The following is a 24,328-nucleotide window of genomic DNA, read 5'->3' on the forward strand; positions in this document are numbered from 1 at the left end:
AGAACGCCTCCCTTGATAGAATGGGGAGGAGTATCCGAGGCATTTCTTAACGAAGTCTGAAGGTAAAAAAAGCTTCTTGAATGTCGGTCTTCAGACTGCCTTAAGACTTTAATGACAGGTTGGCCGCGTCGGTTCTCAGCAACCGGATCGGAGCTGCCGAATGGATCGGCAGTCCGCCAGACTTTCACGAGGCGCGTTATGACCCGCGATATTGCCGTAAACCGTTATGGAAAGTTGTCGATGACCCTGCACTGGCTGATGCTGGCGCTGTTCGTCGGTGTGTATGCCTGCATTGAGATCAAGGGGCTGTTGCCCCGTGGCAGCACCGCGCGAAGCCTGTTCCTGGGATTGCACGGGCTGTTCGGGCTGAGCATTTTTGCACTGGTTTGGGTCCGCCTGTTCGGGCGCTTGACGCCGCGCCCGCCGATCACACCCGCACCACCGGCCTGGCAGACGGGTATTTCCCACCTGATGCATGCGGCCCTGTATGGCCTGATGATCGCGACGCCGGTGCTGGCGTGGTTGATGCTGGCTGCCGGCGGCAAGCCGGTCCCATATTTCGGGTTCTTCCTGCCAGCCCCGGTGGCGGTGGATCCTGACCTGGCCAAACAGCTGAAGTATTGGCACGAATTGCTCGGCAGCAGCGGCTACTGGCTGATCGGCCTGCATGCAGCGGCGGGTCTGTTGCATCATTACTGGGTGGGTGACAACACCCTGGCCCGGATGCTGCCGGGGCGGAATCGGTCTTGAGGCCGATGTTACCGTGAGCATTCGTTAATCGCCCACTGCAGCAGTTTGACGCTTTGCGACCACGCCAATTTCCCCCGTAACCGTGGGAGAGCACCGTCAATGGACGCTCGCCGGCAGCCGGTGGTGCGTTGCGCATGGCCAGGGCACGGACAAACACCGCATTGTTGGCGTTCGATTGCGGTGTGGCGGAGGTTGCACTGGGATACCAGGCAACCATTTCCACCGGCCGCTCATTATGCGGCTCTGCCAGCGTAGAGACCTGGAAACCGACAGGGCTATCGTCGGCCAGAGCGCGGGTGGTCAGGCAGATCAGAAGCAGTGCGCCGAGAGCTGTTTTCGATGTCGTTATCTTCATTGATTGGTTCGAATCATCATCTTGCCTGCTGGAGAGGCTAGTGCGGTTCCCGCTCCAGGCAGTCCGCCCATTTGCCTGCGAACCGGTAGAGCGGCGCGAATGCTTCCGACAGCTCCAGGCCAAGTGGCGTGAGCTTGTAGCCGTCATCGACCAGTTCGACGATGCCCGCATTGCGCAGCTCATTTATTCTGCTCTGCAGCACGGTAGGAGAGATGTCTCCCGCAGCACTTCTCAACGCCCTGGAGCTCATGGCTTGATCACGCAGCTCCCAAAGGACTCTCAACGCCCATTTTTGTCCCAGTAAATCCAGGAGAGCCATGATCGGCCGGCGTCCCCTGAGTATTGATGAAGCGCAGTGCTGACTATCATTCATCGTTATTTCTCTTGCTTGCTACACATTCAGTAGCGATTATCCTTGCTACATATTCAATAGCAGAGGATACGCCATGTCACGAATCAAAGCACTTAGTGAACCCTACCCGGACGAAGTCAGAGCCGCATTCGACAAAATAATGGGAGTAGGTGTGCCGCCTCTCGTTCTGTTCTCGACCATCGCCAGCAGTGATCGCGCGTGGCGCAAATTCAGGGGCGGTTCGTTGCTGGATGGCTCATTGTTGACACTTCGTCAAAGAGAACTTGTCATCGATCGGGTCTGCGCTCGCACCGGATGCGAGTACGAATGGGGGGTACATGTGATGGCCTTCGCTCAAGCTGCCGGGCTTACCAGGGAGGAGGTTGCTGGCACGTTGGAGTACCCGCTTCGGCTGGAGCATTGGAAGGAGGAGGAGGCTGCTCTCCTTGCTATGATCGATGCACTTCATGACCGCGCGGCGTTGAGCGATGAAGAGTTCTTGAACATCAGAGCACATTTCGACGATGACCAGGTCCTGGAGATTCTCATGCTCGCAGGCTTCTACCGCACGGTCTCGTACATCGCTAATGGCCTCGCTTTACCGCTCGAGCAAAACGCCGCGAGCTTCAGTGAATACCGGAATGAGGTGAACGCCTGCATTTGAGGCAGCCCGACGTTAGTAAACCGCAATGACTATTCGGCCAGAATCCTGAGCGACACTCTCTGGTTGATTTCGTCCTCCAGCAAGGCCGGCTTTGGGCTGGGAGTTATCTTTCATTGCTCATACTGTAGGTAGGCATTTGTCCATTCTCACCGATCGCTGTGGGTCGCCTACAATCGCTTGTGTATTTGCCCTTGTGAGCGCAGGGTAACTTTTGCGCCCGAGTCGCTTTCAGGACACGTTTAGTCGTCCACGTGCAATCGCCAACCCCCGGGAGTGGCAAGCTGTGAAGATGCCCCGGACCAGGTGCGCCAAAGACACCTGGCCGGAGAGCGAGGATGGCGATCGGAGTGCCACGCTACCGTGACGTGGGCCGGACGCCGCAGCCAAGACTCCGAATGGCTGCCGCTATGTGGCGGTGGCGTTCGAGATGCCGAGGTACTTTATGCCTGATGAGACGCTTCACCTGCCTCTGATCCACAGCGTGTTGGAGCGCGAAAAGGACACCCCCGGTGCCTTGTTGCCGATTCTCCACGCCATCCAGGAAGGCTGCGGGTATGTTCCCGACGTCGCCGTCCCGGAAATCTCCCATGCCCTCAACCTCAGCCAGGCTGAAGTGCGCGGCGTAATCAGCTTCTACCACGATTTTCGCACCACGCCGCCCGCACGCCATACCCTGCGCCTGTGCCGGGCCGAGTCGTGCCAGAGCATGGGCGCCGAACGCCTGGCTGCACAGTTGCGCGAGCAGCTGGCGCTGGATGACCACGGCACCAGTGCCGATGGCAGCATCAGCCTGCGGCCGGTGTATTGCCTGGGCGCCTGCGTTTGCTCGCCAGCCCTGGAACTGGACGGTGAACTGCACGCCCGGCTCACGCCCGAGCGCTTGCGCGAGCTGGTGAATGGCTGCATGGAGGATGGGGCATGCTGACGCTCTATATCCCCCGCGATTCGGTGGCCCGTGCCGTCGGCGCAGACAAGGTGGCCGTTGCGCTGGTGCGTGAGGCCGAGCGTCGGCAACTTCCACTGGACCTGCGCCGTACCAGTTCCCGTGGCCTCTATTGGCTGGAACCGCTGGTGGAGCTGGAAAGCGCTGGCGTCCGGCTCGGTTTCGGCCCGGTCACGGCGCAAGACGTGCCGGCTCTGCTGGACGCCCTGACCGGCGATCCCGCCAGCCATCCATTGGCCTTGGGGCCGGTGGAGGAAATTCCCTATCTCAAAAGTCAGCAGCGTCTGCTGTTCGCCCGCGCCGGGATTACCCAGCCACTGTCCCTGGACGATTACCGCGCCCAAGGCGGTTTCCTCGGGTTGGCCCGGGCCCTCCAGATGGCTGGCGCAGACGTGGTTGCCAGCGTGCTCGATTCCGGCCTGCGTGGCCGGGGCGGCGCGGCGTTCCCGGCGGGCATCAAGTGGCGCACCGTGCGCGATGCCGTGGGGCCACAGAAGTATGTGGTCTGTAACGCCGATGAGGGCGACTCCGGCACCTTCGCCGACCGCATGCTGATGGAAGGTGATCCCTTCCTGCTGATCGAAGGCATGATCATCGCCGGCATCGCCGTGGGCGCGACGATGGGCTACATCTATGTGCGTTCGGAATACCCGGACGCCATCAGTACGTTGAACGATGCCCTGCGCATTGCCCGTGACGCCGGTTATCTCGGCGCGAACGTGAGCGCTAGTGGCCGGGCCTTCGATATTGACGTTCGCGTGGGGGCCGGCGCCTATATCTGTGGCGAAGAAACCGCATTGCTGGAGTCCCTCGAAGGCAAGCGCGGCACGGTTCGCGCCAAGCCACCGCTGCCCGCCATCCAAGGCTTGTTCGGGTTGCCCACACTGGTTCACAACGTGGTGACCCTGGCTTCGGTGCCGGTGATCATGGAGAAAGGCGCGCAGTTCTATCGCGACTTCGGCATGGGCCGTTCCCTGGGCACGATGCCGTTCCAACTGGCCGGCAACGTCCGTCACGGCGGCCTGGTGGAGCGTGCCTTCGGCCTGAGCCTGCGCGAGTTGGTGGAAGGCTATGGTGGTGGAACCGCCAGCGGCCGGCCGCTCAAAGCCGCGCAAGTCGGCGGGCCGTTGGGCGCCTGGGTGCCTCCCGCACAGTTCGATACGCCACTGGACTACGAGGCGTTCGCCGCCATGGGTGCGATGCTCGGCCACGGTGGCGTGGTGGTCGCCGACGACACCCTGGACATGGCTCACATGGCCCGTTTCGCCTTGCAGTTCTGCGCCGAAGAGTCGTGCGGCAAATGCACGCCCTGCCGGATAGGTTCTACCCGTGGTGTCGAAGCAGTGGACCGCTTGATGGCCAGCACCGATGCCGCTGCCCGTGAGGAACAGGTCCTGCTGCTCAAGGATCTCTGCGACACCCTGCAATACGGCTCGCTCTGTGCCCTCGGTGGGATGACTTCCTACCCGGTCGCCAGTGCCCTGAAGTATTTCCCCGCCGACTTCGGTCTGGCGACCACGGAGGCCGACCAATGATCAACATCTTCGACCCCAGCAGCGATATCGACCTCGGCACTCCGGCTCGTGAGAGCGACGTGCAGGTCAGCCTGACCATCGACGGCCGCGAAATCAGCGTTGCCTCCGGCACCTCAGTCATGCGTGCCGCAGCCTTGCTCGGCACCACCATTCCGAAACTCTGCGCCACCGACAGCCTGGAGGCGTTCGGCTCCTGCCGCATGTGCCTGGTGGAGATCGACGGCATGCGCGGCTATCCGGCCTCCTGCACCACGCCGGTGACCGAGGGCATGGTGGTGCGTACCCAGACCTCCAAGCTCGCCGATCTGCGGCGCAACGTGATGGAGCTGTACATCTCCGACCACCCGCTGGACTGCCTGACGTGTGCGGCCAACGGCAATTGCGAGTTGCAGACCGTGGCCGGACAGGTGGGCCTGCGCGAGGTGCGCTACGGCTACGAGGGCGCCAATCACCTGGCTGAAGCCAAGGACGTTTCCAACCCCTATTTCGAGTACGACCCGAGCAAGTGCATCGTCTGCAACCGCTGCGTGCGTGCTTGCGAAGAGATCCAGGGGACCTTCGCCCTGACCATCACCGGCCGCGGTTTTGACTCTCGCGTGGCAGCGGCGGGCGGCGACAATTTCCTCGATTCCGAGTGCGTCTCCTGCGGCGCCTGCGTGCAGGCTTGCCCGACCGCGACGCTGATCGACAAGAGCGTCGTGCAGATCGGCCAGCCGGAGCGCAGCGTGATCACCACGTGTGCCTACTGCGGCGTGGGTTGTTCCTTCCGCGCCGAAATGAAAGGCGAGCAGTTGGTGCGCATGGTCCCGGACAAAAACGGCCAGGCCAACCACGGCCACTCTTGCGTCAAGGGCCGTTTTGCCTGGGGGTACGCGACTCACCCGGACCGCATCACCAAACCGATGATCCGCAAACACATCAACGACCCGTGGCAAGAGGTCAGTTGGGAAGAGGCGGTGACTTACGCGGCCAGCGAGCTGCGCCGGATCCAGCTGAAGTACGGGCGTGACTCCATCGGCGGTATCACCTCCAGCCGTTGCACCAACGAAGAAACCTACCTGGTGCAGAAACTGGTGCGCACCGCGTTTGGCAACAACAACGTCGACACCTGTGCCCGCGTTTGCCATTCGCCCACCGGCTATGGCCTCAAGCAGACATTGGGCGAGTCCGCCGGTACCCAGAACTTCGACTCGGTGATGAAGGCCGACGTCATCCTGGTGATGGGCGCCAACCCCACCGATGCGCACCCGGTGTTTGGCTCTCAGCTCAAGCGTCGCTTGCGCCAGGGCGCACGGCTGATCGTCATCGACCCGCGTCGTATCGATCTGGTGGATTCGCCTCACGCCCGAGCTGACCTGCACCTGCAACTGCGTCCGGGCACCAACGTGGCAATGCTTAATGCGCTTGCCCATGTAATCGTCACCGAAGGCCTGGTGGACCAGGCTTTCGTCGAGGAACGCTGCGAGGCGGCGGACTTCACCCGTTGGCGCGATTTTGTCAGCCTGGCGGAAAACTCGCCCGAGGTGCTGGGCCCGGTGTGCGGTGTGCCGGCCGAGCAGATTCGCGCCGCTGCGCGGCTCTACGCCACTGGCGGCAACGCGGCCATCTACTATGGCCTCGGAGTCACCGAGCACAGCCAGGGCAGTACCTCGGTAATGGGCATTGCCAACCTGGCGATGGTCACCGGCAACATCGGCCGCGAGGGTGTCGGGGTGAACCCGCTGCGTGGACAGAACAACGTGCAGGGTTCCTGCGACATGGGCTCGTTTCCCCATGAGCTGCCGGGTTATCGGCACATCTCCAACGAAACGGTGCGCGCCCAGTTCGAACAGGCGTGGAACGTGACCTTGCAACCTGATCCGGGCCTGCGTATCCCGAATATGTTCGAGGCTGCACTGGATGGCACCTTCAAGGCGCTGTATTGCCAGGGTGAGGACATCGCCCAGAGCGACCCCAACACCCAGCACGTGACTGCGGCCCTGAGTGCCATGGAGTGCGTGGTGGTGCAGGACATCTTCCTCAACGAGACGGCCAAGTTCGCCCATGTGTTCCTGCCGGGCAGCTCGTTCCTGGAGAAGGACGGCACTTTCACCAACGCCGAGCGCCGTATCTCGCGGGTGCGCAAGGTGATGGAACCTTTGGCCGGCAAGGCCGACTGGGAAGCCACCATCGCCCTGGCCGACGCTTTGGGCTACAAGATGCACTACAGCCATCCCTCGGAAATCATGGATGAAATCGCCCGCCTGACGCCGACATTCAGCCGCGTCAGCTACGCCGAACTGGAGCGGCATGGCAGCCTGCAATGGCCTTGCAACGATGCTGCGCCGGACGGCACGCCGACCATGCACATCGATCAGTTCGTGCGCGGCAAAGGGCGTTTCATGCTCACCGGTTACGTGCCTACTGAAGAGAAGGTCAACAACCGCTATCCGTTGTTGCTGACCACCGGACGCATCCTCAGCCAATACAACGTCGGTGCCCAGACCCGACGCACCGACAACGTGGCGTGGCATGAGGAAGACCGCCTCGAAATCCACCCGACCGACGCCGAGAACCGCGGCATCGCCGAGGGCGATTGGGTCGGCATCGGCAGTCGCGCCGGGCAGACGGTACTGCGGGCGAAGGTCACCGAACGGGTGGCGCCGGGCGTGGTTTACACCACGTTCCACTTCCCTGAATCGGGTGCCAACGTGATCACCACCGACAACTCCGACTGGGCCACCAACTGCCCGGAATACAAGGTGACGGCGGTCGAGATCGTGCGAGTCAGCCAGCCTTCGGAATGGCAGAAACGCTACCAGGCGTTCAGTGATGAGCAAGGGCGTCTGCTGAGGGAACGTCGCCATGCCGAGAAAGCCGAGGTGCGTCGATGAGTTCTGAAAGCCTGATCAAGATGGCCAACCAGATCGCGCAGTACTTCGCCAGCGAACCGGACCACACACTGGCCGTCAATGGGGTACGGCAGCATATGAAGAGCTTCTGGACGCCGGGCATGCGCCGCGAGTTGATGGCTTGGCAGACAACACACCCTGACGCGGTCCTGCACCCACTGGTGCTGGCGGCGCTGACAGAGTCGCAAGTGAGTGCCTAGTGAGCCATGGGGGCACGCGCCCCCGTGGTGAGGAAGAGTGGCGGCTCAGGTGTCGGATTGATGAGCCGTCCACTGCTTCATCTCTTCAGCAATGAAGTGAGTCACCAGGTCGCTGTACATCTTCTCGATGATATCCGGGTTCAGGCCTTCGGCCTCAGCCCACTCGCGCCGTGTCCCGAGCATGGTCTTGAAACGCTCCGGGGCCTGCACCGACGTCGCCGAGGTCTTGAATTTCGAGGCCGCCTGCACGTAGCCAAGGCGCTTGCCCAACAGCTTGATAATGGCCTGGTCGAGGGCATCGACTTCGCGCCGGATGTCCTCCATGCCTGCGCATTCCGAGGGTTGTAACGGAGGGGGGGCTTGCATGTAGGTCACTCCTTGGGGAAGAGGATCGGCCCAACTTGAGCCGCTCCTCTGCCATGGATTAAAAGTACCACTCTTGAGCGTAGACAACTCGGCAGAAGGGGCCTGCCAGGGTTGTGTTGTGATGGGCGACGATCAGGTCCGCCTTCAAGTCAGAAGTGTCGGCGCAAGTATGGCCGTCGGCGATCAACACGGCATCAAAGCCCAGGTCCCGGGCCGCGCGGCAGGTGCTGTCGACACAATACTGGGTCTTCATTCCAGTGATAACCACCCCTTCGGCGCCACAGGCCTTCAATCGATTGGCCAGGTCTGTCATGGTAAAAGCATTGGGCCGACTTTTTTCGAAGATGACCTCGGCGCCTTCCAACAACAGCTCTGGCACCAGTTGCGTCAAAGGACTTCCCGGCTCGATGGGCGAGCCGGGTGGGCCGACGTGGCGCGCCAGGAAAATCGGTGCGCCGGCTTTGCGAGCCTTGATCAACAGGCCATTTAGCGTGTTGAGCAGCGCTTCGCCGGCCCAGGGTTTTTCCGGGCCATGAAACAGCCCAACCTGCATATCGAGAATCAACAGAGCATGCATCGTGCTTTCCTTGCGTTTGAGCCAGTGACACAAGGGCAAAAGAAAAGGCCCTTACCATCACTGGCGGGCCTTTGGGATACGTGTGTTATTGGCTCACGACACCTCACGACCCGCCTTGGCGGTCGTGGTCGTGGTGGTCGAGGCAATCTGTGACAGGTTCATGGTGCCGACACTAACGTCCGGCCGTCAGGTTTGGCAAGTGGGTATGTCAGCTTGCTTGCGAAAGCGGTGCGTCAGTTTGCGCAGATGTTGGTTCTGCCGCCGCCATCGCGAGCAAGCTCGCTCCCACATTTTGATCGGTGGCGCGTCTCGATTTTGCAGCAGCCCAAGTCCTCTGTGGGAGCAAAGTTTGCTCGCGATGCAGGCACCTCGGTTACCCGGAGGACCGAGTCATCTTCATCGCGGGCAAGCCTTGCTCCCACAGGAGGTTTGTTCTGAGCTTTTTTTCGGAGTTTTTCTAGCGACAATTGCGAAAAAACGCCCTGATATCCTCCGCCAACAACTGCGGCTGCTCCAACGCCGCAAAGTGACCACCCCGGGGCATCACGGTCCAGCGCTTCACGTCGCAGCAGCGTTCCACCCAACTCCTTGGCGGCATGGGCAGTTCCTTGGGAAACAACGCCACCCCAACCGGCGGCTTCACCCGCTCGCCGCTGTTGAACAGCAACGGCCGCTTGCTACCTTCCACATATTGGCGAAACGACGAGCCGATGCAGTTCGTCAGCCAGTACAACGTCACATTGGTCAGCAGCCAGTCACGATCGATGGCGGGGTGGGTATCGCACCAGGACAGGATCTTTTCCCCCATCCATGCCAGCAGCCCCGCCGGCGAGTCATTCAGGCCCACCGCCAGGCTCTGCGGTTTGGTTCGCTGGATGTGCCCATAGGCGCCTTCGGCATCGGCAAATGCAGCAGCGCGTTGCAGGAAGGTCGTTTCCGCCTCGGTCAGCGCTGGCTCGGTTTCGCCAAGGGGAGGGCGATAGGAGCCGGGGATGTAATTGAGGTGAATGCCCGTCACTCGCTCGGGAAACCGTACGCCCAGCCAGCTCGATACGCCCGCGCCGATGTCCCCGCCCTGGGTGCCAAACTGCTCATAGCCGAGCCCCGTCATCAACTCACTCCACAAGCCGGCCACTTCATAAGGCCCCATGCCAGGTTGCTTGAACGGCGCGGAAAAGGTGTAGCCGGGCAGGGACGGCACCACTACATCGAAGGCATCCGCAGGGTCACCGCCATGGCTGGCGGGATCCGTCAGCAGCGGGATGATGCGCTGCATTTCGATGAAGGAACCGGGCCAGCCATGGGTAAGGATCAACGGCAGCGGATTCGGCCCGACGCCTCGCTGATGAATGAAGTGGATCTGCTGCTCGCCGATGTCGGCGACAAATTGCGGCAAGCGATTGAGCGCCGTTTCCTGGGCGCGCCAATCGAACGTAGTCGACCAATAGGCGAGAAGCTCCCCCAGCACGTCCATGTCCATGCCCTCGTTCCAACCTTGCCCGGCCAAGGGCTCCGGCAGCCGGGTGTTCCTCAGGCGATGCCGCAGGTCTTCAAGGGCCTGTTCGGGGATGTCGATGGAGAAAGGTTTGATGAGCATGACTACACCTTATGCCGTTGCACTCAGGAAATTTTGTGCATCGGGCGTTATCTGGAAACTGCCTTTCAGCTCGCGCGATCCGTTATCAAGCCTGTTGAAGCAACGGCCGTCGCATCCTGCCGAATTTGAGCGAACATCCAATCAACAAAGACCTGCGTTTCGGCCGCGGCGTCCGGGGAAACACCGTAGTAGTAGCGGGTCAACGGCAGGCGCAAGGTTGGCAGTGGACAGCTCAGGCGTCCGGTCAACAAGTCTTTGCCCAGCAGCGACGCCGGACACAAGGCCACGCCCAAACCATCGACAGCGGCTTGCAGCACCAGATGCATGTGGTCGAACTGCAAGGTCGGCTGGTTGCTCAACCGTCTGATGTCGGCGTGCTTTGCCCACGTCTGCCAGTCGCTGCTGCGGGTTCTGCCCGACAACAGCGTGTGCCTGGCAAGGTCGTGGACACTGTCCAGCGGCACGTTTTGCAGCAGCGACGGGGCGGCGACCAGCAGAAGGTCATCTTCCAGCAGGATCTTGGGTTGGACCGTGGGCGGCCAGCCGGAATGCCCGCGGCGGATGACCACGTCGAACGTTTCGCCTGATTGATCCGGCGGCTGTGTGCGAGTGAGCACTTCGGGCTTGATGTCCGGATGGAGCGCCATGAACTCAGGTAACCGTGGGATCAGCCAGCGCACCGCAAAGGAGGGGCGCACGTTGATGCTCACCTTGCGCTGGGAAGTACCGCGAGTTAGGGCGGCAGCGGCGTTGGCGATCTGGGTCAGTGCTACGCTAACCTGTTCGTAAAAGGTTTGCCCGGCAGGCGTGAGCACGGACTGCCGGGTTCGGCGTTCGAACAGCAACACCCCCAAGTGCTCCTCAAGCAGCTTGACGTGCCGGCTGACGGCACTGTGGCTGACGTGCAGCTCCTCGGCCGCGCGGCTGAAACTCTGGTGGCGAGCGGCAGCGGCGAAGGCTCGGACGGCGTTCAATGGGGGGAGGTTGGCAATCATGTGTCTAATTTAGTCACATATGAGGTGCAATTAAAGCGTTTGTCAGCGTTGCGGTGCTACGCCAATCTGCAGGCCGGATCAATGCGCCCTTCAACGTGGAGTGATTAATGGTCAGTTACGGACTTTTTCTGATTCTGGCGACCCTGACGGTGCTCAGCCCGGGCCCCGGTGTGGTGCTGACGATTTCCAATGCCTTGCGTCATGGCTGGAGCGGTTCGCTGCCGGGTATCTTCGGGATCGCCGCGGGCGCTTTTATCGTGGCGGGTATTTGCGCCAGTAGCCTGGGGTTGGTCCTGGCCGCCTCGGCGACGGCCTTCACGGTGCTCAAGTACATCGGGGCGCTGTACTTGTTGTACCTGGGCATCAAGATGTGGCGCACCCAGCGCTTTATTCCCGAACTCAAAGCCACGTCGCCGCGTCCATGGCGGCGATTTGTCGAAGCGCTGTCAATTCAGTTGCTGAACCCCAAGGCGGGTTTCTTCTTCCTGGCTGTCTTTCCCCAGTTCATCAAGCCGGCGGGTGACTACTACAGCCAGTTTTTCTTGCTGGTGTCGTCCTACAGTTTGCTCGTCGTATTGGTGCATTCCGGTTATGCCCTGACGGCCCAAGTCGCAAGAGGCTGGCTCTCCACGAGCAAGGGCGCGAGGATTGCTGGCAAGCTGTCGGGGATCACGTTCATGGGTTTCGGCGTGCTGATGGCCTCTGCCAGCAAGTGACGCATACGGGTCAACGCCGTCCCGTCCGGGTACTCACATCCACCCAAACCGCCAACACCAGGATGCTGCCCTTGACGATCATCTGCCAATAACTGTCGACGTCGAGCATGGACATGCCGTTGTCCAGGCTGGTGATGACCAGCGCGCCGAGGAGGGCGCCGTAGACGGTGCCGGAGCCGCCGCGCATGGAGGTGCCGCCGATGAAGCAGGCGGCGATGGCATCGAGTTCACCCATGTTGCCAGCCGAGGGTGAGCCGGCGGCCAGGCGCGCGGTGTTGACCATGCCGGCGAGGGCGCACATCACGCCCATGATGCCAAAGATCCACAGTTTCACGGCTTGCACGTTGATGCCCGACAGGCGCGTGGCTTCCATGTTGCTACCCACCGAGTAGACGCGGCGGCCGAACACGGTCTGGCTGGTGACGTAGCTGAACACCCCCAGCAGGATCAACAAGAGCAGCACCGGCACCGGGATGCCGTCGTAGCTGTTGAGGGTATAGACGAACCCGGCCAGCACCGCGCCGATCAGCACCACGCGCAATACGTCACGCACCAGTGAGTGCGCCGCCAGGCCATGCAGGGCGCGGTTGCGCCGCTGTTTCCAGGTCAGGAACAGGGTCAAGGCGAACAGCAGCACGCCCAGCCCCGTCCCGACCGTGTGCGGCAAATAGCCCTGGCCGACGTAGACCAGCTCCGGTGATACCGGGGCGATGGTGGTGCCGCCGGTCACCCCCAGCAGGATGCCGCGAAAGGCGAGCATGCCGCCCAGGCCGACGATGAACGACGGGATACGCAAGTAGGCGGTCATGTAGCCGTTGCCCAAGCCAATCACCAGGCCACACAAGGCGACCAGGCTCAGGTTCGCCAGCAGCGGGATGTGATAGACCACGTCGAGAATCGCCGCCAGGCCACCGAGCAGCCCTAGCAATGAACCCACCGACAAATCGATCTCGCCGCTGATGATCACCAGCACCATGCCGCAGGCCAGGATCCCGGTGATGGACATCTGCCGCAGCAGGTTGGAGAGGTTGCGTGGGGTCACGAACCCGCCGTCGGTCTGCCAGCTGAAGAATAGCCAGATCACCGCCACGGCGATCACCAGGGCGAGCATTTTGTAGCGGCTGAAAAGTTGTTTGACCTGATTCATCTACGCGGACTTCCGATCATTATTGTTATGGCCATCGGGCTGGCTGAGTGCGGCGGCGAGCACCTGTTCCTGGGTGAGTTCGTGGTTGATGAAGTCGCCGCGCAACTGGCCTTCGCCGATCACCAGCACGCGGTCGGATACCCCCAGCACTTCGGCCAGTTCCGAGGAGACCATGATGATCGACACGCCTTCGGCCGCCAGCGCGCCCATCAGCTTGTAGATTTCATATTTGGCGCCGACATCCACGCCGCGGGTGGGCTCATCGAGAATCAGCACGCGGGGTTTGGTCAGCAGCATCTTCGCCAGCACGGCTTTTTGCTGGTTGCCGCCGGAAAGGCTGGTGATCGGCAGGAACGGGCTCGCGGTCTTGAGGTGCATGCGCGAGATTTCCTTGTCGATGCTGCCCAGTTCGGCTTCGGCGTCGATGCGGGTCATTTTCGAGTAGTTGTCCAGCACGGCTAGGGTGATGTTCTGGCCCACCCCCAGGTCGGGAATGATGCCTTGTCGCTTGCGGTCTTCAGGAACCATGCACAGGCCGGCGCGGATCGACTTGAGCGGCGTGCGCGTGTCGATTTGTTGGCCGTTGAGCCAGACTTCGCCTTCGTAGCGGCCGGGGTAGGCGCCGAACAGCGCCGATACCAGTTCCGTGCGACCGGCGCCGACCAGCCCGGCAATGCCAAGGATTTCCCCGCGCTTGAGCACGAACGAAATGTCGTCGACCCGTTTGCGCTTGGGGTTGTCGACGTCGTAGCAGGTGAAGTGGCGCGCCTCGAATATCACCTCGCCGATGTCATGGGGTTCGGTGGGGTAGAGGTTGCTCATTTCCCGTCCGACCATCTGGGTGATGATCTTCGGAATATCCATCTCGGTCATGGCGGTAGTGGCGATATGTTTGCCGTCGCGGATCACCGAAATGGTGTCGCACACGGCCGCCACTTCATCGAGCTTGTGGGAGATGTAGACGCAGGCAACGCCTTTGGCCTTGAGGTCGCGGATGATGTCCAGCAGCACCTCGATTTCCGAGCGGGTCAGGGCCGAGGAGGGCTCGTCGAGGATCAGCAGCCGTGCTTGCTTGTTCAGCGCCTTGGCGATTTCCACCAGTTGCTGGTAACCACCGCCGTACTGGGAAACCGGTAGCGAGACGTTCATGTCCGGCACTTTGAGTTCACGCATCAGGGCTTCGGCGCGATGGATCATCGCCGGGTAGTTCATGCGCCCGCCGGGCAGCGTCAGCTCGTGGCCCATGAAGATGTTTTCGGCCACCGACAGGTCGGGGACCAAGGTCAATTCCTGGTGAATGATGACGATCCCGGCGGCTTCGGTTTCGCTGATGGACTGCGCCTTGAGCGGCTGGCCGTCCCAGAGGATTTCACCGTCCCAGGTGCCGTAGGGATAGACCGCCGAGAGAACTTTCATCAGCGTCGATTTGCCAGCGCCGTTCTCGCCGCACAGGCCGACGCATTCCCCCGGCCGGACCTTGATGTCGATGCCATTCAGGGCTTTGACACCGCCGAAGGTTTTGACGATGCCGTTCATTTGCAACAGGTAGTCAGACATGGCGAGGGCTCGTGAAAAAAGGCTCACTCAAAGCAGGGGGGCGGCCGTGGGCCAGACATCCCCTCGATCCAGTCAGTCCTCTGTGGAGCGAGCTTGCTCGCGATAGCGGTGGTTCAGCTTGCATCAATATTGGATGTGCTGCCGCCATCGCGAGCAAGCTCGCTCCCACAGGGACTTTGCTTGATTGACTGGTTAGGTCACTGCCCGGCGATCTGCGCCTTGGTGTAGAACCCGTCCTTTTCCAGCAGGTCGATGTTGTCCTTGGTCAGCGGTGTCGGCGTGAGCAGGATGGTGTCGACTTTTTTGCTGCCATTGTCGTATTGCGAACTGAAGCTGGGTTTCTCGTTCCGCGCCAGTTGCACCGAGAGCTTGGCGGCTTCGGAGGCGATCAGTTTCAGCGGCTTGTAGACGGTCATGGTCTGGGTGCCATCGATCACCCGCTTGACCGCTGCCAGGTCGGCGTCCTGGCCGGAGATCGGTACCTTGCCGGCCATTTTCTGCGCGGCCAGGGCCTGGATCGCGCCGCCGGCGGTGGCGTCGTTGGAGGCGACGATGCCATCGATTTTGTTGTCGTTGCGGGTCAGGGCGTTTTCCACGATGCTCAGGGCTTCGGTAGGGTTCCACTCCTTCACCCACTGCTGGCCGACAATCTTGATGTCACCCTTGTCGATGGCCGGTTGCAGCACCTTCATCTGGCCTTCGCGCAGGACCTTGGCGTTGTTGTCCGTGGGGGCACCACCGAGCAGGAAGTAATTGCCCTTGGGCGCGGCCTTGAGCACGCCGCTGGCCTGCATCTCGCCGACTTTTTCGTTATCGAAGGAGATGTAGGCGTCGATGTCGGCGTTGAGGATCAGGCGGTCATAGGACACCACCTTGATCCCGGCCTTCTTGGCTTCGGCGACGGCGTTGGTCAGCACGGTGGCGTTGAACGGCACGATGACGATCACATCGACGCCACGGGAAATGAGGTTTTCGATCTGGGATATCTGCTTCTGCTCGTTGGCGTCGGCCGACTGCACGAAGACCTTGGCGTCGAGTTTTTCCGCCGCCGCGACGAAGTAGTCGCGATCCCGCGACCAGCGCTCCAGACGCAGGTCATCGATGGAAAAACCGATCTTGGGGTGGGCCGCGTCGGCCATGACCGGAAGCGAGAGCAGGGCCAGGGCGCCGGCGAGTAATGTGCGTTGTATTTTTTTCATTGTGGTGCGTCCTTTTATTGTTGTTTGAAAGACACTGCCTGACGATGAGCGTGGTGCGGATAGAACTGTAGAGACTCCCGGGGCGCCGCGGGCAGAGATTTGTCGCGAGAATGTAACAGCCTCTTTGGCGGCTCAGATAAGTCAGATTGTTCTCCCGAGGGGGCGGTTTCGCAGCCCCGCGGGGCGGTGCGACATTTCGCTAAATCCCCTCGCCACAATGTGTCAGGGGTAGATGAACCGGTTGACCACGTTTTCGAGCATCTCCTGCCGACCGCTGACGGCCTGGGGGTTGAGTTCGTTGGCGAAGGCATGTTCGGCCAGTGACGCGAGACTGAACTCGCCCGCCAGCACCGCCTGGCCAAATGGCTGTTGCCAGCCGGCGTAGCGTTGATCCTTGAATCGCTGGAGTTGATCGTCCTGCACCATGGCCGCCGCGCGCTCCAGGGCCAGGGCGAGGACGTCCATGGCGCCGATGTGGCCGTGGAACAGGTCTTGTTCGTCGCTACTCTGGCGGCGGACCTTGGAGTCGAAGTTGAACCCGCCGTTGGTGAAACCACCGGCCTTGAGGATCTCGTAGGTGGCCAGGGTCATCTCTTCGACGCTGTTGGGGAACTGGTCGGTGTCCCAGCCGTTCTGCGGATCGCCACGGTTGGCGTCGATGCTGCCGAAGATCCCCAACGAGACGGCGGTGGCGATCTCGTGGTGGAAGCTGTGCCCGGCCAATGTCGCGTGGTTGGCCTCGATGTTGACCTTGATCTCGTTTTCCAGGCCGTACTGTTGCAGGAAGCCGAACACCGTGGCGCTGTCGTAATCGTATTGGTGTTTGGTCGGCTCCTGGGGCTTGGGCTCGATCAGCAGGTCGCCCTTGAAGCCGATCTTGTGCTTGTGCTCGACCACCATGCGCATGAAGCGGCCGAGTTGTTCGCGCTCGCGCTTGAGGTCGGTGTTGAGCAGGGTTTCGTAACCTTCACGGCCGCCCCACAACACGTAGTTGGAGCCTTTGAGGCGTTGGGTGGCGTTCATGGCGCTGAACACCTGCGCAGCCGCGCAGGCGAACACCTGCGGGTCCGGGTTGCTGGCGGCGCCGGCGGCAAAACGCGGGTTGCTGAAGCAATTGGCGGTGCCCCACAGCAGCTTGACCCCTGTCTGTTCTTGATGGCGCTCCAGGTGGTCGACCATCTGTGCGAAGTGGTTGCGGTACTCCTTCAGCGAATGGCCTTCCGGGGCGACATCGGTGTCGTGGAAGCAGTAGTAGTCGATGCCCAGTTTGGAGAAGAACTCGAAGGCCGCTTCGGCCTTGCCGATAGCCAGCTCCATCGGGTCCCCGCTGCGCTGCCACGGGCGCTTGAAGGTGCCGGCGCCGAACACATCGGAGCCCGGCCAGACAAAGGTATGCCAATAACAGACCGCCATGCGCAGGTGCTCGCGCATGGGTTTGCCGAGTACCAGCTTGTCGGCGTCGTAGTGGCGGAAGGCAAGGGGCGAGTGGCTGGTGGGGCCTTCGTAGCGAATCTTGTCGACACCGGGGAAGTACGGCATGGCGATTTCCTTATTGTTCTTGGCGGTGTCTCGATACTAACGCCGGGCCTGTGGCTGCTGATTATGAAAATCACCAACGGGTAGTTCGATTTTGAGTATTGAGGTTCGACGTTGCGAAGCCTAGTCTGTTTGCACCGGCTTAGGGTAAAACCAATGAAAACCGTCCCCCCCGTCCACCGCATTGCGCTGTTGTTCAACGGCAGCAAGATCTACGACCGCGGCATCATCAGCGGTATCGGCAACTACCTGAGCAGCACCCGAGCATCCTGGGATTTGTTCCTCGAGGAGGATTTTCTCTGTCGCTTGAAAGGGATCGAGCGCTGGCAGGGCGACGGGATCATCGCCGACTTCGACGACCCGCTGATCGGCGAGGCGCTGGCCGGGATCAAATTGCCGGTCGTGGCGGTGGGCGGGTCTTATCAGGATGCCCGCGCCTATCCCAAGGGCATTCCCTATGTTGCCACTGACAATGACGCGTTGATGAGATTGGCTTATGAGCACCTGATCGAGGCCGGATTGACACGCTTTGCCTGTTTCAGCCTGCCTGAAGCACAGGCCAACCGTTGGGCTCAGGAACGGGAAAAAGCCTTTCGCCGGTTGGTGCAGCGCGATGGCCTGCACGTCGAGGTCTATCGCGGCATGGGCACCAGCGCGCCACTCTGGGACAGCGCCGTCGAGCAACAGATCGCCTGGCTGCAAAGCCTGCCCAAACCCATCGGTATCATCGCTGTGAGTGACGCCCGTGCCCGGCAGCTGCTGCAGGCCTGCCTGACCGCCGGCATCGCCGTACCCGAGCAGGTGGCGTTGATTGGTATCGACAACGATCCGCTGACCCGCAGCCTGACGCGGGTGCCGTTGAGTTCGGTGATCCAAGGCACCGAAACCATGGGTCGCACCGCCGCGCGCCTGTTGCATCAGATGCTGCACGGCATGCCCTCCACCGGCACACAGGTGCTGATTCCTCCTGACGCGATCAACGTGCAAGCCTCGAGCCTGCATCAACCGTTGGGCAATCCCTATGTCATGCAGGCGCTGCTGTTCATCCGCCAATACGCCTGCCAGGGCATCAAGACTGCCCAGGTGGCCGCGTATGTGGGGGTGTCGCGCTCATCCCTGGAGTCGCACTTTCGCAAGGCGCGTGGCTGTAGCGTCCACGACGAAATCCTGCGTTTCAAACTGGCGGCGGCCGCCAGCGGACTGGAAAACACCGACTCGCCGATTGCCGACATCGCCCAGAATTGCGGTTTCAAATCGGCGCAGTACCTGCACACGGTGTTCCGCCGCGAGTTCGGCTGCACGCCGAGGGAGTATCAGCAGGGGGCTAACGCAGCGACTCACTGATTCGCACCGTGGTCAGCGAGAGAGAAGCGCCGACAATACTTCTTTCAAACCAACATGTCCTTTGCGTGGAATGCCTTCGAAGCGAATCCAGCCTTCATTGAAACCATGGAGCATCTGGATGCGCGGATTGGGGTTGCTCATGCCTTGAGAACGGAACAGTGCCTCCCAGCTATCGCTGGGCACCACTTCCATTTTCACGGGTTTATCCAGCAGCTGCGAAAAAGCAGCGGCGATATCGTTGGGTGTAACCTGTTGCTCGGATTCCAGCTCGACGATTCGCTTGCCACACCAATCTTCCTGCAGCAGTTCGGCGCTTACCCTGCCTACGTCGGCTGTAGCGATCATGGGAACTGGCTTATCCAGTGGCTGGAGGAAGCTCGGGATCACGCCGCTGCTCTTGGCGGGCTCGATGTCCCACAGGCTGTTTTCCATGAACCAGGCAGGGCGCAGGAACGTGATGGGCAGGTCCAGCGTGCCAAAACTCTGTTCGAGGATTTGAAGCTGGTTCAGCAGATTTGGTTGACCTGCCTGAGCGCCAATCGTGGAAATGCACAGCACCTTTTCCGGCCGGGTTGTCTCAAGCGCTGTGCGCAGGTTTTCGATGATCTGGCGTGTCTCCGCAAAGCCTTCGGAAGGATCGAAGTTGGCAGGCAACAGGATGAACACGCCAGTACTGGCACTGAAGGCAGGGATCAGTGTGCTGATGTCATTAGCGTCAGCAATCGCGACTTCGCAACCTTTCGCGGCCCACGCTTTGCCTTTCTCAGCATCACGCACGACAACTTTGACTCGCTTGTCTGCACCCAGCAGGTTGCGAGCAACTTCGGCACCTACCTGACCCGTAACACCCATAACCGTATACATACCAATTCCTCTTGAAGAGCGACCTGTTGCCGCTATGGGTGAATTATTGCGCTGGTTCCAAGTTTTCTTCGATATCATGAGTCGCATTGCTTATATGACGGAGAATCATTAATGGGCTTCGACGGGCGCTTGGTCAGCGGTATGGGCGTACTCTCGGCGGTGGTCGATAGCGGAAGTTTCGTCAAGGCTGCGGATGCACTGGATATGACTCAGTCCGGGGTCAGCAGGGCAGTCGCGCGTCTCGAAGCGAGACTGGGAATTCGCTTATTCGACCGGACTACTCGCTCGGTGAAGCTCACAGATGAAGGACGCCGCCTTTACGAAGAAATAGCGCCATTGCTCGCCGGATTGGAGAAGGCGGCGACGGTCGCATCTGGCAGTGCTACGGCTGTACGGGGACGGCTCAGGGTCAATGTTGACCCGTATTTCTCCAGGCTGATCCTGGCGCCCGCGCTTGGCAGCTTCATGGCAACCTACCCCGCGATCGAGCTGGATCTAGTGACCCGTGAGCAGATGGGGGACCTGGTGGCCGATGGCGTTGACCTGGCTGTGCGCTTTGGCGAGCAACCTTCCTCTTCACTGATCGGCAGGCAGTTGCTGCAAACTCGGGTGCTTACCGTCGCGTCCCCGGCTTACCTGGAAAAACACGGTCGTCCGCTGCATCCGTCCGAGCTTGAGCGCGCGGAGCATGTATGCGTGGACTTTCGAAATCCTCAAACAGGCAAGCCTTTCATTTGGGAATTCCATCGAGGTGCCGAGCGTTTGAGTGTCAAAACGCACGGAAGACTGATGGTCAATGATGTAGGCACCATGCACCGAATCTGTGAGGAAGGTCATGCCGTTGCCCAGGTGTTGGAATTGGGGCTAGACGCTGCCCTACGTGAAGGAAGGCTCATCGAACTCTTTCCGGATTGGCCTGATGAATATTTTCCGCTCTACGCTTTGTACCCTTCAAGGCACTTGCCGCCGGCCAAGGTGCGAGCGTTCCTAGAGTTTGTAGTCGCGCTCAGCCGATAATAGGATCAATGATTTAGCGTCATCGACTATCTAACGAATACACTTCGCAGGTATGGATTGGTGCTGGATAGGGCTGCGGCAAGGCGCTGGCTCATCGACTTATTAGGGAAGCATTGAATGGCGTTCAGGGTGTTGGTGATCGGTGGGTATGGCAACTTCGGCAGCATCGTTTGCAGGCACTTGGTGGCGATGCCCGGTATAGAGCTGGTGCTTTCGGGCCGTGATCCCAAGAAGTTGCTACGCAAAGTCGCTGAGTTGAAAACCCAATCAGGCGCTGTCTGCGAAAGTTGGTGCGGCGATGCCATGGGCCCTGAGTTCAAATCCGTCCTGGGCTCGATGAACATCCAGCTGGTCATCCATACCGGCGGGCCGTTTCAGGGGCAATCCTATGCAGTGGCCGAGAGCTGTATCGACGCAGGCGTGAACTACTGTGACCTGTCCGATTCCCGGGCTTTCGTCACCGGCATTGGCGCTCTCGATGCCCGGGCAAAGCAGGCGGGCATGGCGATCCTCAGTGGTTGCAGTTCAGTGCCGACGCTATCGGCCGCGATCATCGATCAGCAGCGCTATCGCTTTAAACGCATCGACTCGATCGAGCATGGTATTTCCTCTTCGGCCAAGATGCCGGGACTGTCCACCGTCGAAGGCGTCCTGGCCTACGCCGGCAAGCCGATCAAGCAGCTCAAGAACGGCCAAGTGCACGAGGTGTTGGGCTGGCAGGATCTTGAACTGCGCAGAATGCCGCACATGGGCATTCGGCTGTTGGCTAATGTCGACGTGCCGGACATGGATATCTTTGCCGGCCGCTATGGCGCACAAACCCTGAGTTTCAAGGCCGGTTCAGGCCTTAAGCTCGGAGGCCTGGCCAACTACCTGCTGGCCCAGGCACTGCGCAAAGGTATCGTCCGTGACCATGCCCCTTGGGCCGCAAGGCTTCATCGTTGGGGGTTGTGGTTCGAACGATTCGGCGATGGCAAAAGCGCGATGTACATCGATGTCCAGGGCATCGGGCTCGAAGGAAAACCGTTGTTCATGACGGCGCAGCTCACGGCCTTGAATGACAAAGGCCCGGAGATTCCCAGCTGCGCCGCCGTCGCCTGGGCCGCAAAACTCGCCCAGGGCTACTTGCCCGCACCCGGCGCCCGCGCGTGCGTCGGCGAAATCACCGTTGACGAATACATGGCCGCGATCAACGATCCGGAAAACCTGAGCCTGTCCGTGCACTTCTCTGACGAGCAGGGCTGACCATGCTCTACCTGTGCCTGAAGTACGTTCACATCATCGCCGCTGTTTTCCTGTTCGGATTCGGCATGGGCTCCTACCTCTATCTGATCGCCGCCAGCCGCACGGCCAACCCTCAAGTGATCGCGCACGTGGCCAGGACGGTCGTGCAGTTCGACACCTGGATTACCACGCCGGCCGGCTTCATTCAGATCATCACGGGCTACCTGCTGCTGACGCTCGCCGGGCTTCCCCTGACCACCGAATGGGTGCTGACCTCGCTGATCATCTTCCTGTGTGTGGGCGCGCTTTGGTTGCCGGTATTGGTGCTGCAGAAGCGGTTGTACGTGATGGCTTCAAGCGCGGTCGAAGCTGGAAAGACGCTCGATAATCAGTACCTGCCCGTGTATCGAAAATGGTTCTGGTTGGGTGTCTGCGGATTTTCCGGGATGTTTGTGATCGTGATGATCATGGTGACCAAGATGACGCCATGGCAGTTGGTTGGGTTATTGGGGTAGGCGCGCGGGGCCGATGGGTTTGGGTATCCCCGAATAATACTTGTTTGCCAATTAGCGTCTGCTTTACAGCCGGATGAAATGTTTGGCTGGTAGACGTGGAGCATCAGAAAGCTAGGAATTATCCTTTGAACCGGTAGCGTACTGGTGACTCTCCTCAATCCACAGGCCAAACCGATAATCGCGCTCTATCCCTTCGTGCAGCGCTAATTGCTCGATCAGGAAACCACACCGTTTGAGGACTTTGGCCGAGGCGATATTGCCAGCGTAGACGTGGGCTACCAATCGGTTAAGGCGCCAATGCACTTGCGCCTGCTGGATCAGATGCTTCACCGCCAGTGTCGCCAGTCCTTGTCCGCAGGCGCTTTGGGCTATCCGATAGCCGACCTCTGCTGACCCCTCGGCCAGGTCGATGTCTTTGAGGTTCGCTCGGCCCACTATTTTTCCCTCGGGATCCTCGATGACAAACGGGTGCCAGGCTCCGGCGGCGAAATCAGCCAGATACGTTGCGATGTGCTCGGTGACGCCCTGCACCGAGTAGAAAGCCGGATCGCGAGGATCAATGTGGCGCTCGAACCACTCGCGGTTGTCCCGCTCGAAAGCCAGTAACGCCTCAGTATCAGTACTGCGTAAGGTACGAATGCTGACGGGCTTCATGCTCATGACTGCCTCCTTCTATCGACCCACTAATGGGTAGTGCTTGATGCGACAGGCATAGCTGTTGCCGTCGCCTTTACACATGCCGTCCAGATACCGGTAGTCGACCTGTGCCGACTGCCCCTTCTTGGGCCAATGCCGGCGGGGGAGCGTGGCTTGGTAATCGGTCGTTTCTGGCGTGAACGTGAGCGTGGTCCCTGCCTCCGGGCATTCTACGGCGGTCGATGCCGGTCTGACTTTCAGGACCTGGGCCTGTAGCTGCGGATACGGTTGTTTCAGCACTTCAACGATACGCAGTTCCAAGCGGCAAATTTGCCACGTTGCTGCTTGTACGGGCTCGCCCACGGCTGAAAGTGCCAAAATGGCCAGGGTATATCCCCTAATATGATTTTTCATTGTTACCAAGGCCTGGAGTGATGATGTACGGCCAAAGAACCAGGACAAGTTGCCTGGCCAGCCGAGAAGTCAGGTACTTGTAGATCAACTGTAAAGCCCCAGCAGGCGCAAAGCCCCGTCAGTGGTCAGGGCAACAATCTCCGCCAGCGAGTGCAGCAGTATCGGGACCAGCAGGCCACCGCTGTTGATTCTCGCGATGGCGAACACGCATCCACAAGCAAAGAGCAGCGCGACGGTTGTCCAATTACCGTATTGGATGTGAATGCCGGCGAAGATGGCCGACGTCACGATGACTGCGATCCATTTCCAGGCAGGGCTGTTCTCGTAGGGGAACAGTCGCAGCAGGTAATGGCGGAAATACAACTCTTCGGCGATGGGGGGAAACACGATCAGCGAGGCGATTTTGATCGCGCCTTGCCAACCGCTGAGGCCGGCCAGGAGCTCGGCCATGAAGGCCTCTTGAGGCAAGCCCAGCACGACGATGGCGACCCCGCAAAGCAGGTAGGACGCAATGATCCCGAACGCACCGATCCGCAGCGGGTTGCGGATGGCGTCACCGCGCAGTTGGGCGCCTGAATCGGAGCGGTATTGCCAGGCGAACAGGGCGAGGAGAATGAGCGCGATTGGGCCCATCGTGGCGGCAAACGACAGGTATGACTCTGCCGGTAGGAGGAGAACCGCGGGTATTGCGCCTAGGAAAAACACCAGGCTGGCAAGAACGAACATGCCCAATCGGCGAAAGAAGCGGTAATCCGCAAAGGTGGAGGCGGGTAGCAACACAGGGGCGGCACCAAGATTCGTCACAGTCACTCCATGAGTGCAAAGAAGGAAAGGTATGCTGCCAGTATTCTTGGCTGCCTGGTACGGGTTCCGACTGGTTTTGTGGAAAAGTAGGCGCATGGTTCAAGGCCAAACGCCGGCATAGGCTGTGCGG

24 protein-coding genes and 1 pseudogene are annotated in these 24,328 nt (G+C 60.5%); 11 read left to right on the forward strand and 14 right to left on the reverse strand.

Annotation, left to right across the window (positions count from 1 at the left end):
- Window positions 1-198 precede the first annotated feature (198 nt).
- The gene (locus tag SGN16_RS12890) at window positions 199-750 is read left to right on the forward strand and encodes a cytochrome b (RefSeq protein WP_210644571.1); all 552 of its coding nucleotides are present in this window, start codon (window positions 199-201) and stop codon (window positions 748-750) included.
- Window positions 751-814: 64 nt separating this feature from the next.
- Here the strand turns inward: SGN16_RS12890 and SGN16_RS12895 are convergent.
- Window positions 815-1,105, reverse strand: a pseudogene (locus SGN16_RS12895) (dienelactone hydrolase); the annotation flags it as partial.
- Between the two features lie 37 nt (window positions 1,106-1,142).
- The gene (locus tag SGN16_RS12900; RefSeq protein WP_246883114.1) at window positions 1,143-1,478 is read right to left on the reverse strand and encodes a helix-turn-helix domain-containing protein; all 336 of its coding nucleotides are present in this window, start codon (window positions 1,476-1,478) and stop codon (window positions 1,143-1,145) included.
- 73 nt (window positions 1,479-1,551) lie between these two features.
- Here SGN16_RS12900 and SGN16_RS12905 point away from each other — a divergent pair, with 73 nt between their 5' ends.
- From SGN16_RS12905 to SGN16_RS12925, 5 genes are all read left to right on the forward strand, one after another.
- Window positions 1,552-2,121 carry a carboxymuconolactone decarboxylase family protein gene (locus tag SGN16_RS12905; RefSeq protein WP_335944249.1) on the forward strand — a complete coding sequence of 190 codons (570 nt, stop codon included), beginning with the start codon at window positions 1,552-1,554 and terminating at the stop codon, window positions 2,119-2,121.
- A 442-nt stretch (window positions 2,122-2,563) separates the two neighbouring features.
- A complete protein-coding gene (locus SGN16_RS12910) occupies window positions 2,564-3,046 on the forward strand; it encodes a formate dehydrogenase subunit gamma (protein ID WP_210644575.1) in 483 nt (160 codons plus the stop codon).
- On the forward strand, window positions 3,040-4,599 hold the full coding sequence (locus SGN16_RS12915) for an NADH-quinone oxidoreductase subunit NuoF (protein WP_335944250.1): 1,560 nt from the start codon (window positions 3,040-3,042) through the stop codon (window positions 4,597-4,599). Before SGN16_RS12910 ends, SGN16_RS12915 begins: the two co-directional genes overlap by 7 nt.
- Window positions 4,596-7,472 (forward strand): formate dehydrogenase subunit alpha, encoded by a 2,877-nt coding sequence (gene fdhF / locus SGN16_RS12920; protein ID WP_335944251.1) that lies wholly within the window; start codon window positions 4,596-4,598, stop codon window positions 7,470-7,472. Before SGN16_RS12915 ends, fdhF begins: the two co-directional genes overlap by 4 nt.
- The gene (locus SGN16_RS12925; protein ID WP_135845783.1) at window positions 7,469-7,690 is read left to right on the forward strand and encodes a formate dehydrogenase subunit delta; all 222 of its coding nucleotides are present in this window, start codon (window positions 7,469-7,471) and stop codon (window positions 7,688-7,690) included. Before fdhF ends, SGN16_RS12925 begins: the two co-directional genes overlap by 4 nt.
- A 45-nt stretch (window positions 7,691-7,735) precedes the next feature.
- Here SGN16_RS12925 and SGN16_RS12930 read toward each other — a convergent pair whose 3' ends face one another.
- The 4 genes from SGN16_RS12930 to gcvA all read right to left on the reverse strand — a co-directional run bounded on the left by SGN16_RS12930 (window position 7,736) and on the right by gcvA (window position 11,225).
- Window positions 7,736-8,056: an isochorismate lyase gene (locus SGN16_RS12930; RefSeq protein ID WP_210644581.1), complete on the reverse strand. Its 321-nt coding sequence runs from the start codon at window positions 8,054-8,056 to the stop codon at window positions 7,736-7,738.
- A gap of 58 nt (window positions 8,057-8,114) precedes the next feature.
- The gene (locus tag SGN16_RS12935) at window positions 8,115-8,633 is read right to left on the reverse strand and encodes a cysteine hydrolase family protein (RefSeq protein WP_335944252.1); all 519 of its coding nucleotides are present in this window, start codon (window positions 8,631-8,633) and stop codon (window positions 8,115-8,117) included.
- Between the two features lie 457 nt (window positions 8,634-9,090).
- On the reverse strand, window positions 9,091-10,230 hold the full coding sequence (locus SGN16_RS12940) for an epoxide hydrolase family protein (RefSeq protein WP_335944253.1): 1,140 nt from the start codon (window positions 10,228-10,230) through the stop codon (window positions 9,091-9,093).
- A gap of 65 nt (window positions 10,231-10,295) precedes the next feature.
- Complete coding sequence (gene gcvA / locus SGN16_RS12945; protein ID WP_335944254.1) at window positions 10,296-11,225, reverse strand: transcriptional regulator GcvA; 930 nt, start codon at window positions 11,223-11,225, stop codon at window positions 10,296-10,298.
- 107 nt (window positions 11,226-11,332) lie between these two features.
- Here gcvA and SGN16_RS12950 point away from each other — a divergent pair, with 107 nt between their 5' ends.
- A complete protein-coding gene (locus SGN16_RS12950; RefSeq protein WP_335944255.1) occupies window positions 11,333-11,941 on the forward strand; it encodes a LysE family translocator in 609 nt (202 codons plus the stop codon).
- A 10-nt stretch (window positions 11,942-11,951) separates the two neighbouring features.
- Here the strand turns inward: SGN16_RS12950 and SGN16_RS12955 are convergent, their stop codons facing one another.
- The 4 genes from SGN16_RS12955 to xylA all read right to left on the reverse strand — a co-directional run bounded on the left by SGN16_RS12955 (window position 11,952) and on the right by xylA (window position 17,383).
- Complete coding sequence (locus tag SGN16_RS12955; RefSeq protein WP_307572060.1) at window positions 11,952-13,088, reverse strand: sugar ABC transporter permease; 1,137 nt, start codon at window positions 13,086-13,088, stop codon at window positions 11,952-11,954.
- On the reverse strand, window positions 13,089-14,645 hold the full coding sequence (gene xylG, locus SGN16_RS12960) for a D-xylose ABC transporter ATP-binding protein (RefSeq protein WP_210644592.1): 1,557 nt from the start codon (window positions 14,643-14,645) through the stop codon (window positions 13,089-13,091).
- 197 nt (window positions 14,646-14,842) lie between these two features.
- Entirely contained in the window at window positions 14,843-15,844 is a 1,002-nt protein-coding gene (gene xylF, locus SGN16_RS12965) for a D-xylose ABC transporter substrate-binding protein (RefSeq protein WP_210644594.1), read from the reverse strand.
- A gap of 222 nt (window positions 15,845-16,066) precedes the next feature.
- Window positions 16,067-17,383 (reverse strand): xylose isomerase, encoded by a 1,317-nt coding sequence (xylA, locus tag SGN16_RS12970; protein ID WP_210644596.1) that lies wholly within the window; start codon window positions 17,381-17,383, stop codon window positions 16,067-16,069.
- A 153-nt stretch (window positions 17,384-17,536) separates the two neighbouring features.
- Between xylA and SGN16_RS12975 the strand changes: the two genes are divergently transcribed.
- Window positions 17,537-18,724 (forward strand): XylR family transcriptional regulator, encoded by a 1,188-nt coding sequence (locus SGN16_RS12975; protein WP_335944256.1) that lies wholly within the window; start codon window positions 17,537-17,539, stop codon window positions 18,722-18,724.
- Between the two features lie 12 nt (window positions 18,725-18,736).
- Here SGN16_RS12975 and SGN16_RS12980 read toward each other — a convergent pair whose 3' ends face one another.
- Entirely contained in the window at window positions 18,737-19,588 is an 852-nt protein-coding gene (locus tag SGN16_RS12980) for an NmrA family NAD(P)-binding protein (RefSeq protein ID WP_335944257.1), read from the reverse strand.
- 111 nt (window positions 19,589-19,699) lie between these two features.
- On the opposite strand from SGN16_RS12980, the gene SGN16_RS12985 reads away from it, so the two are divergent.
- From SGN16_RS12985 to SGN16_RS12995, 3 genes are all read left to right on the forward strand, one after another.
- Window positions 19,700-20,605, forward strand: a complete 906-nt coding sequence (locus SGN16_RS12985) for a LysR substrate-binding domain-containing protein (RefSeq protein WP_335944258.1) — start codon at window positions 19,700-19,702, stop codon at window positions 20,603-20,605.
- Between the two features lie 117 nt (window positions 20,606-20,722).
- The gene (locus SGN16_RS12990; protein ID WP_335944259.1) at window positions 20,723-21,850 is read left to right on the forward strand and encodes a saccharopine dehydrogenase NADP-binding domain-containing protein; all 1,128 of its coding nucleotides are present in this window, start codon (window positions 20,723-20,725) and stop codon (window positions 21,848-21,850) included.
- Window positions 21,851-21,852: 2 nt separating this feature from the next.
- Window positions 21,853-22,344 carry a DUF2269 domain-containing protein gene (locus SGN16_RS12995; protein WP_210644604.1) on the forward strand — a complete coding sequence of 164 codons (492 nt, stop codon included), beginning with the start codon at window positions 21,853-21,855 and terminating at the stop codon, window positions 22,342-22,344.
- Window positions 22,345-22,455: 111 nt separating this feature from the next.
- On the opposite strand, the gene SGN16_RS13000 is transcribed toward SGN16_RS12995, so the two are convergent.
- The 3 genes from SGN16_RS13000 to SGN16_RS13010 all read right to left on the reverse strand — a co-directional run bounded on the left by SGN16_RS13000 (window position 22,456) and on the right by SGN16_RS13010 (window position 24,174).
- Window positions 22,456-22,998, reverse strand: coding sequence for a GNAT family N-acetyltransferase (locus SGN16_RS13000; RefSeq protein WP_335944296.1), 543 nt, complete (start codon window positions 22,996-22,998; stop codon window positions 22,456-22,458).
- Window positions 22,999-23,016: 18 nt separating this feature from the next.
- Window positions 23,017-23,394 carry a hypothetical protein gene (locus tag SGN16_RS13005; protein WP_335944260.1) on the reverse strand — a complete coding sequence of 126 codons (378 nt, stop codon included), beginning with the start codon at window positions 23,392-23,394 and terminating at the stop codon, window positions 23,017-23,019.
- A gap of 84 nt (window positions 23,395-23,478) precedes the next feature.
- The gene (locus SGN16_RS13010) at window positions 23,479-24,174 is read right to left on the reverse strand and encodes a type II CAAX endopeptidase family protein (RefSeq protein WP_335944261.1); all 696 of its coding nucleotides are present in this window, start codon (window positions 24,172-24,174) and stop codon (window positions 23,479-23,481) included.
- Between the last annotated feature and the right edge of the window lie 154 nt (window positions 24,175-24,328).

This window comes from Pseudomonas sp. G166, from assembly GCF_037027455.2.
GTDB lineage: Bacteria > Pseudomonadota > Gammaproteobacteria > Pseudomonadales > Pseudomonadaceae > Aquipseudomonas.

What these genes read in the sequence shown, in the direction of transcription:
- SGN16_RS12935 (WP_335944252.1), bottom strand. Translation starts at nt 8,633, where the DNA reads ATGCATGCTCTGTTGATTCTCGATATGCAGGTTGGGCTGTTTCATGGC.
- SGN16_RS12955 (WP_307572060.1), bottom strand. Translation starts at nt 13,088, where the DNA reads ATGAATCAGGTCAAACAACTTTTCAGCCGCTACAAAATGCTCGCCCTG.
- SGN16_RS12905 (WP_335944249.1), top strand. Translation starts at nt 1,552, where the DNA reads ATGTCACGAATCAAAGCACTTAGTGAACCCTACCCGGACGAAGTCAGA.
- SGN16_RS12980 (WP_335944257.1), bottom strand. Translation starts at nt 19,588, where the DNA reads ATGTATACGGTTATGGGTGTTACGGGTCAGGTAGGTGCCGAAGTTGCT.
- SGN16_RS12910 (WP_210644575.1), top strand. Translation starts at nt 2,564, where the DNA reads ATGCCTGATGAGACGCTTCACCTGCCTCTGATCCACAGCGTGTTGGAG.
- SGN16_RS12900 (WP_246883114.1), bottom strand. Translation starts at nt 1,478, where the DNA reads ATGAATGATAGTCAGCACTGCGCTTCATCAATACTCAGGGGACGCCGG.
- SGN16_RS12890 (WP_210644571.1), top strand. Translation starts at nt 199, where the DNA reads ATGACCCGCGATATTGCCGTAAACCGTTATGGAAAGTTGTCGATGACC.
- SGN16_RS12990 (WP_335944259.1), top strand. Translation starts at nt 20,723, where the DNA reads ATGGCGTTCAGGGTGTTGGTGATCGGTGGGTATGGCAACTTCGGCAGC.
- SGN16_RS12915 (WP_335944250.1), top strand. Translation starts at nt 3,040, where the DNA reads ATGCTGACGCTCTATATCCCCCGCGATTCGGTGGCCCGTGCCGTCGGC.
- gcvA (WP_335944254.1), bottom strand. Translation starts at nt 11,225, where the DNA reads ATGATTGCCAACCTCCCCCCATTGAACGCCGTCCGAGCCTTCGCCGCT.
- SGN16_RS12995 (WP_210644604.1), top strand. Translation starts at nt 21,853, where the DNA reads ATGCTCTACCTGTGCCTGAAGTACGTTCACATCATCGCCGCTGTTTTC.
- SGN16_RS12930 (WP_210644581.1), bottom strand. Translation starts at nt 8,056, where the DNA reads ATGCAAGCCCCCCCTCCGTTACAACCCTCGGAATGCGCAGGCATGGAG.
- xylA (WP_210644596.1), bottom strand. Translation starts at nt 17,383, where the DNA reads ATGCCGTACTTCCCCGGTGTCGACAAGATTCGCTACGAAGGCCCCACC.
- SGN16_RS12925 (WP_135845783.1), top strand. Translation starts at nt 7,469, where the DNA reads ATGAGTTCTGAAAGCCTGATCAAGATGGCCAACCAGATCGCGCAGTAC.
- fdhF (WP_335944251.1), top strand. Translation starts at nt 4,596, where the DNA reads ATGATCAACATCTTCGACCCCAGCAGCGATATCGACCTCGGCACTCCG.
- SGN16_RS12985 (WP_335944258.1), top strand. Translation starts at nt 19,700, where the DNA reads ATGGGCTTCGACGGGCGCTTGGTCAGCGGTATGGGCGTACTCTCGGCG.
- xylF (WP_210644594.1), bottom strand. Translation starts at nt 15,844, where the DNA reads ATGAAAAAAATACAACGCACATTACTCGCCGGCGCCCTGGCCCTGCTC.
- xylG (WP_210644592.1), bottom strand. Translation starts at nt 14,645, where the DNA reads ATGTCTGACTACCTGTTGCAAATGAACGGCATCGTCAAAACCTTCGGC.
- SGN16_RS12975 (WP_335944256.1), top strand. Translation starts at nt 17,537, where the DNA reads ATGAAAACCGTCCCCCCCGTCCACCGCATTGCGCTGTTGTTCAACGGC.
- SGN16_RS12950 (WP_335944255.1), top strand. Translation starts at nt 11,333, where the DNA reads ATGGTCAGTTACGGACTTTTTCTGATTCTGGCGACCCTGACGGTGCTC.
- SGN16_RS13005 (WP_335944260.1), bottom strand. Translation starts at nt 23,394, where the DNA reads ATGAAAAATCATATTAGGGGATATACCCTGGCCATTTTGGCACTTTCA.
- SGN16_RS12940 (WP_335944253.1), bottom strand. Translation starts at nt 10,230, where the DNA reads ATGCTCATCAAACCTTTCTCCATCGACATCCCCGAACAGGCCCTTGAA.
- SGN16_RS13000 (WP_335944296.1), bottom strand. Translation starts at nt 22,998, where the DNA reads ATGAAGCCCGTCAGCATTCGTACCTTACGCAGTACTGATACTGAGGCG.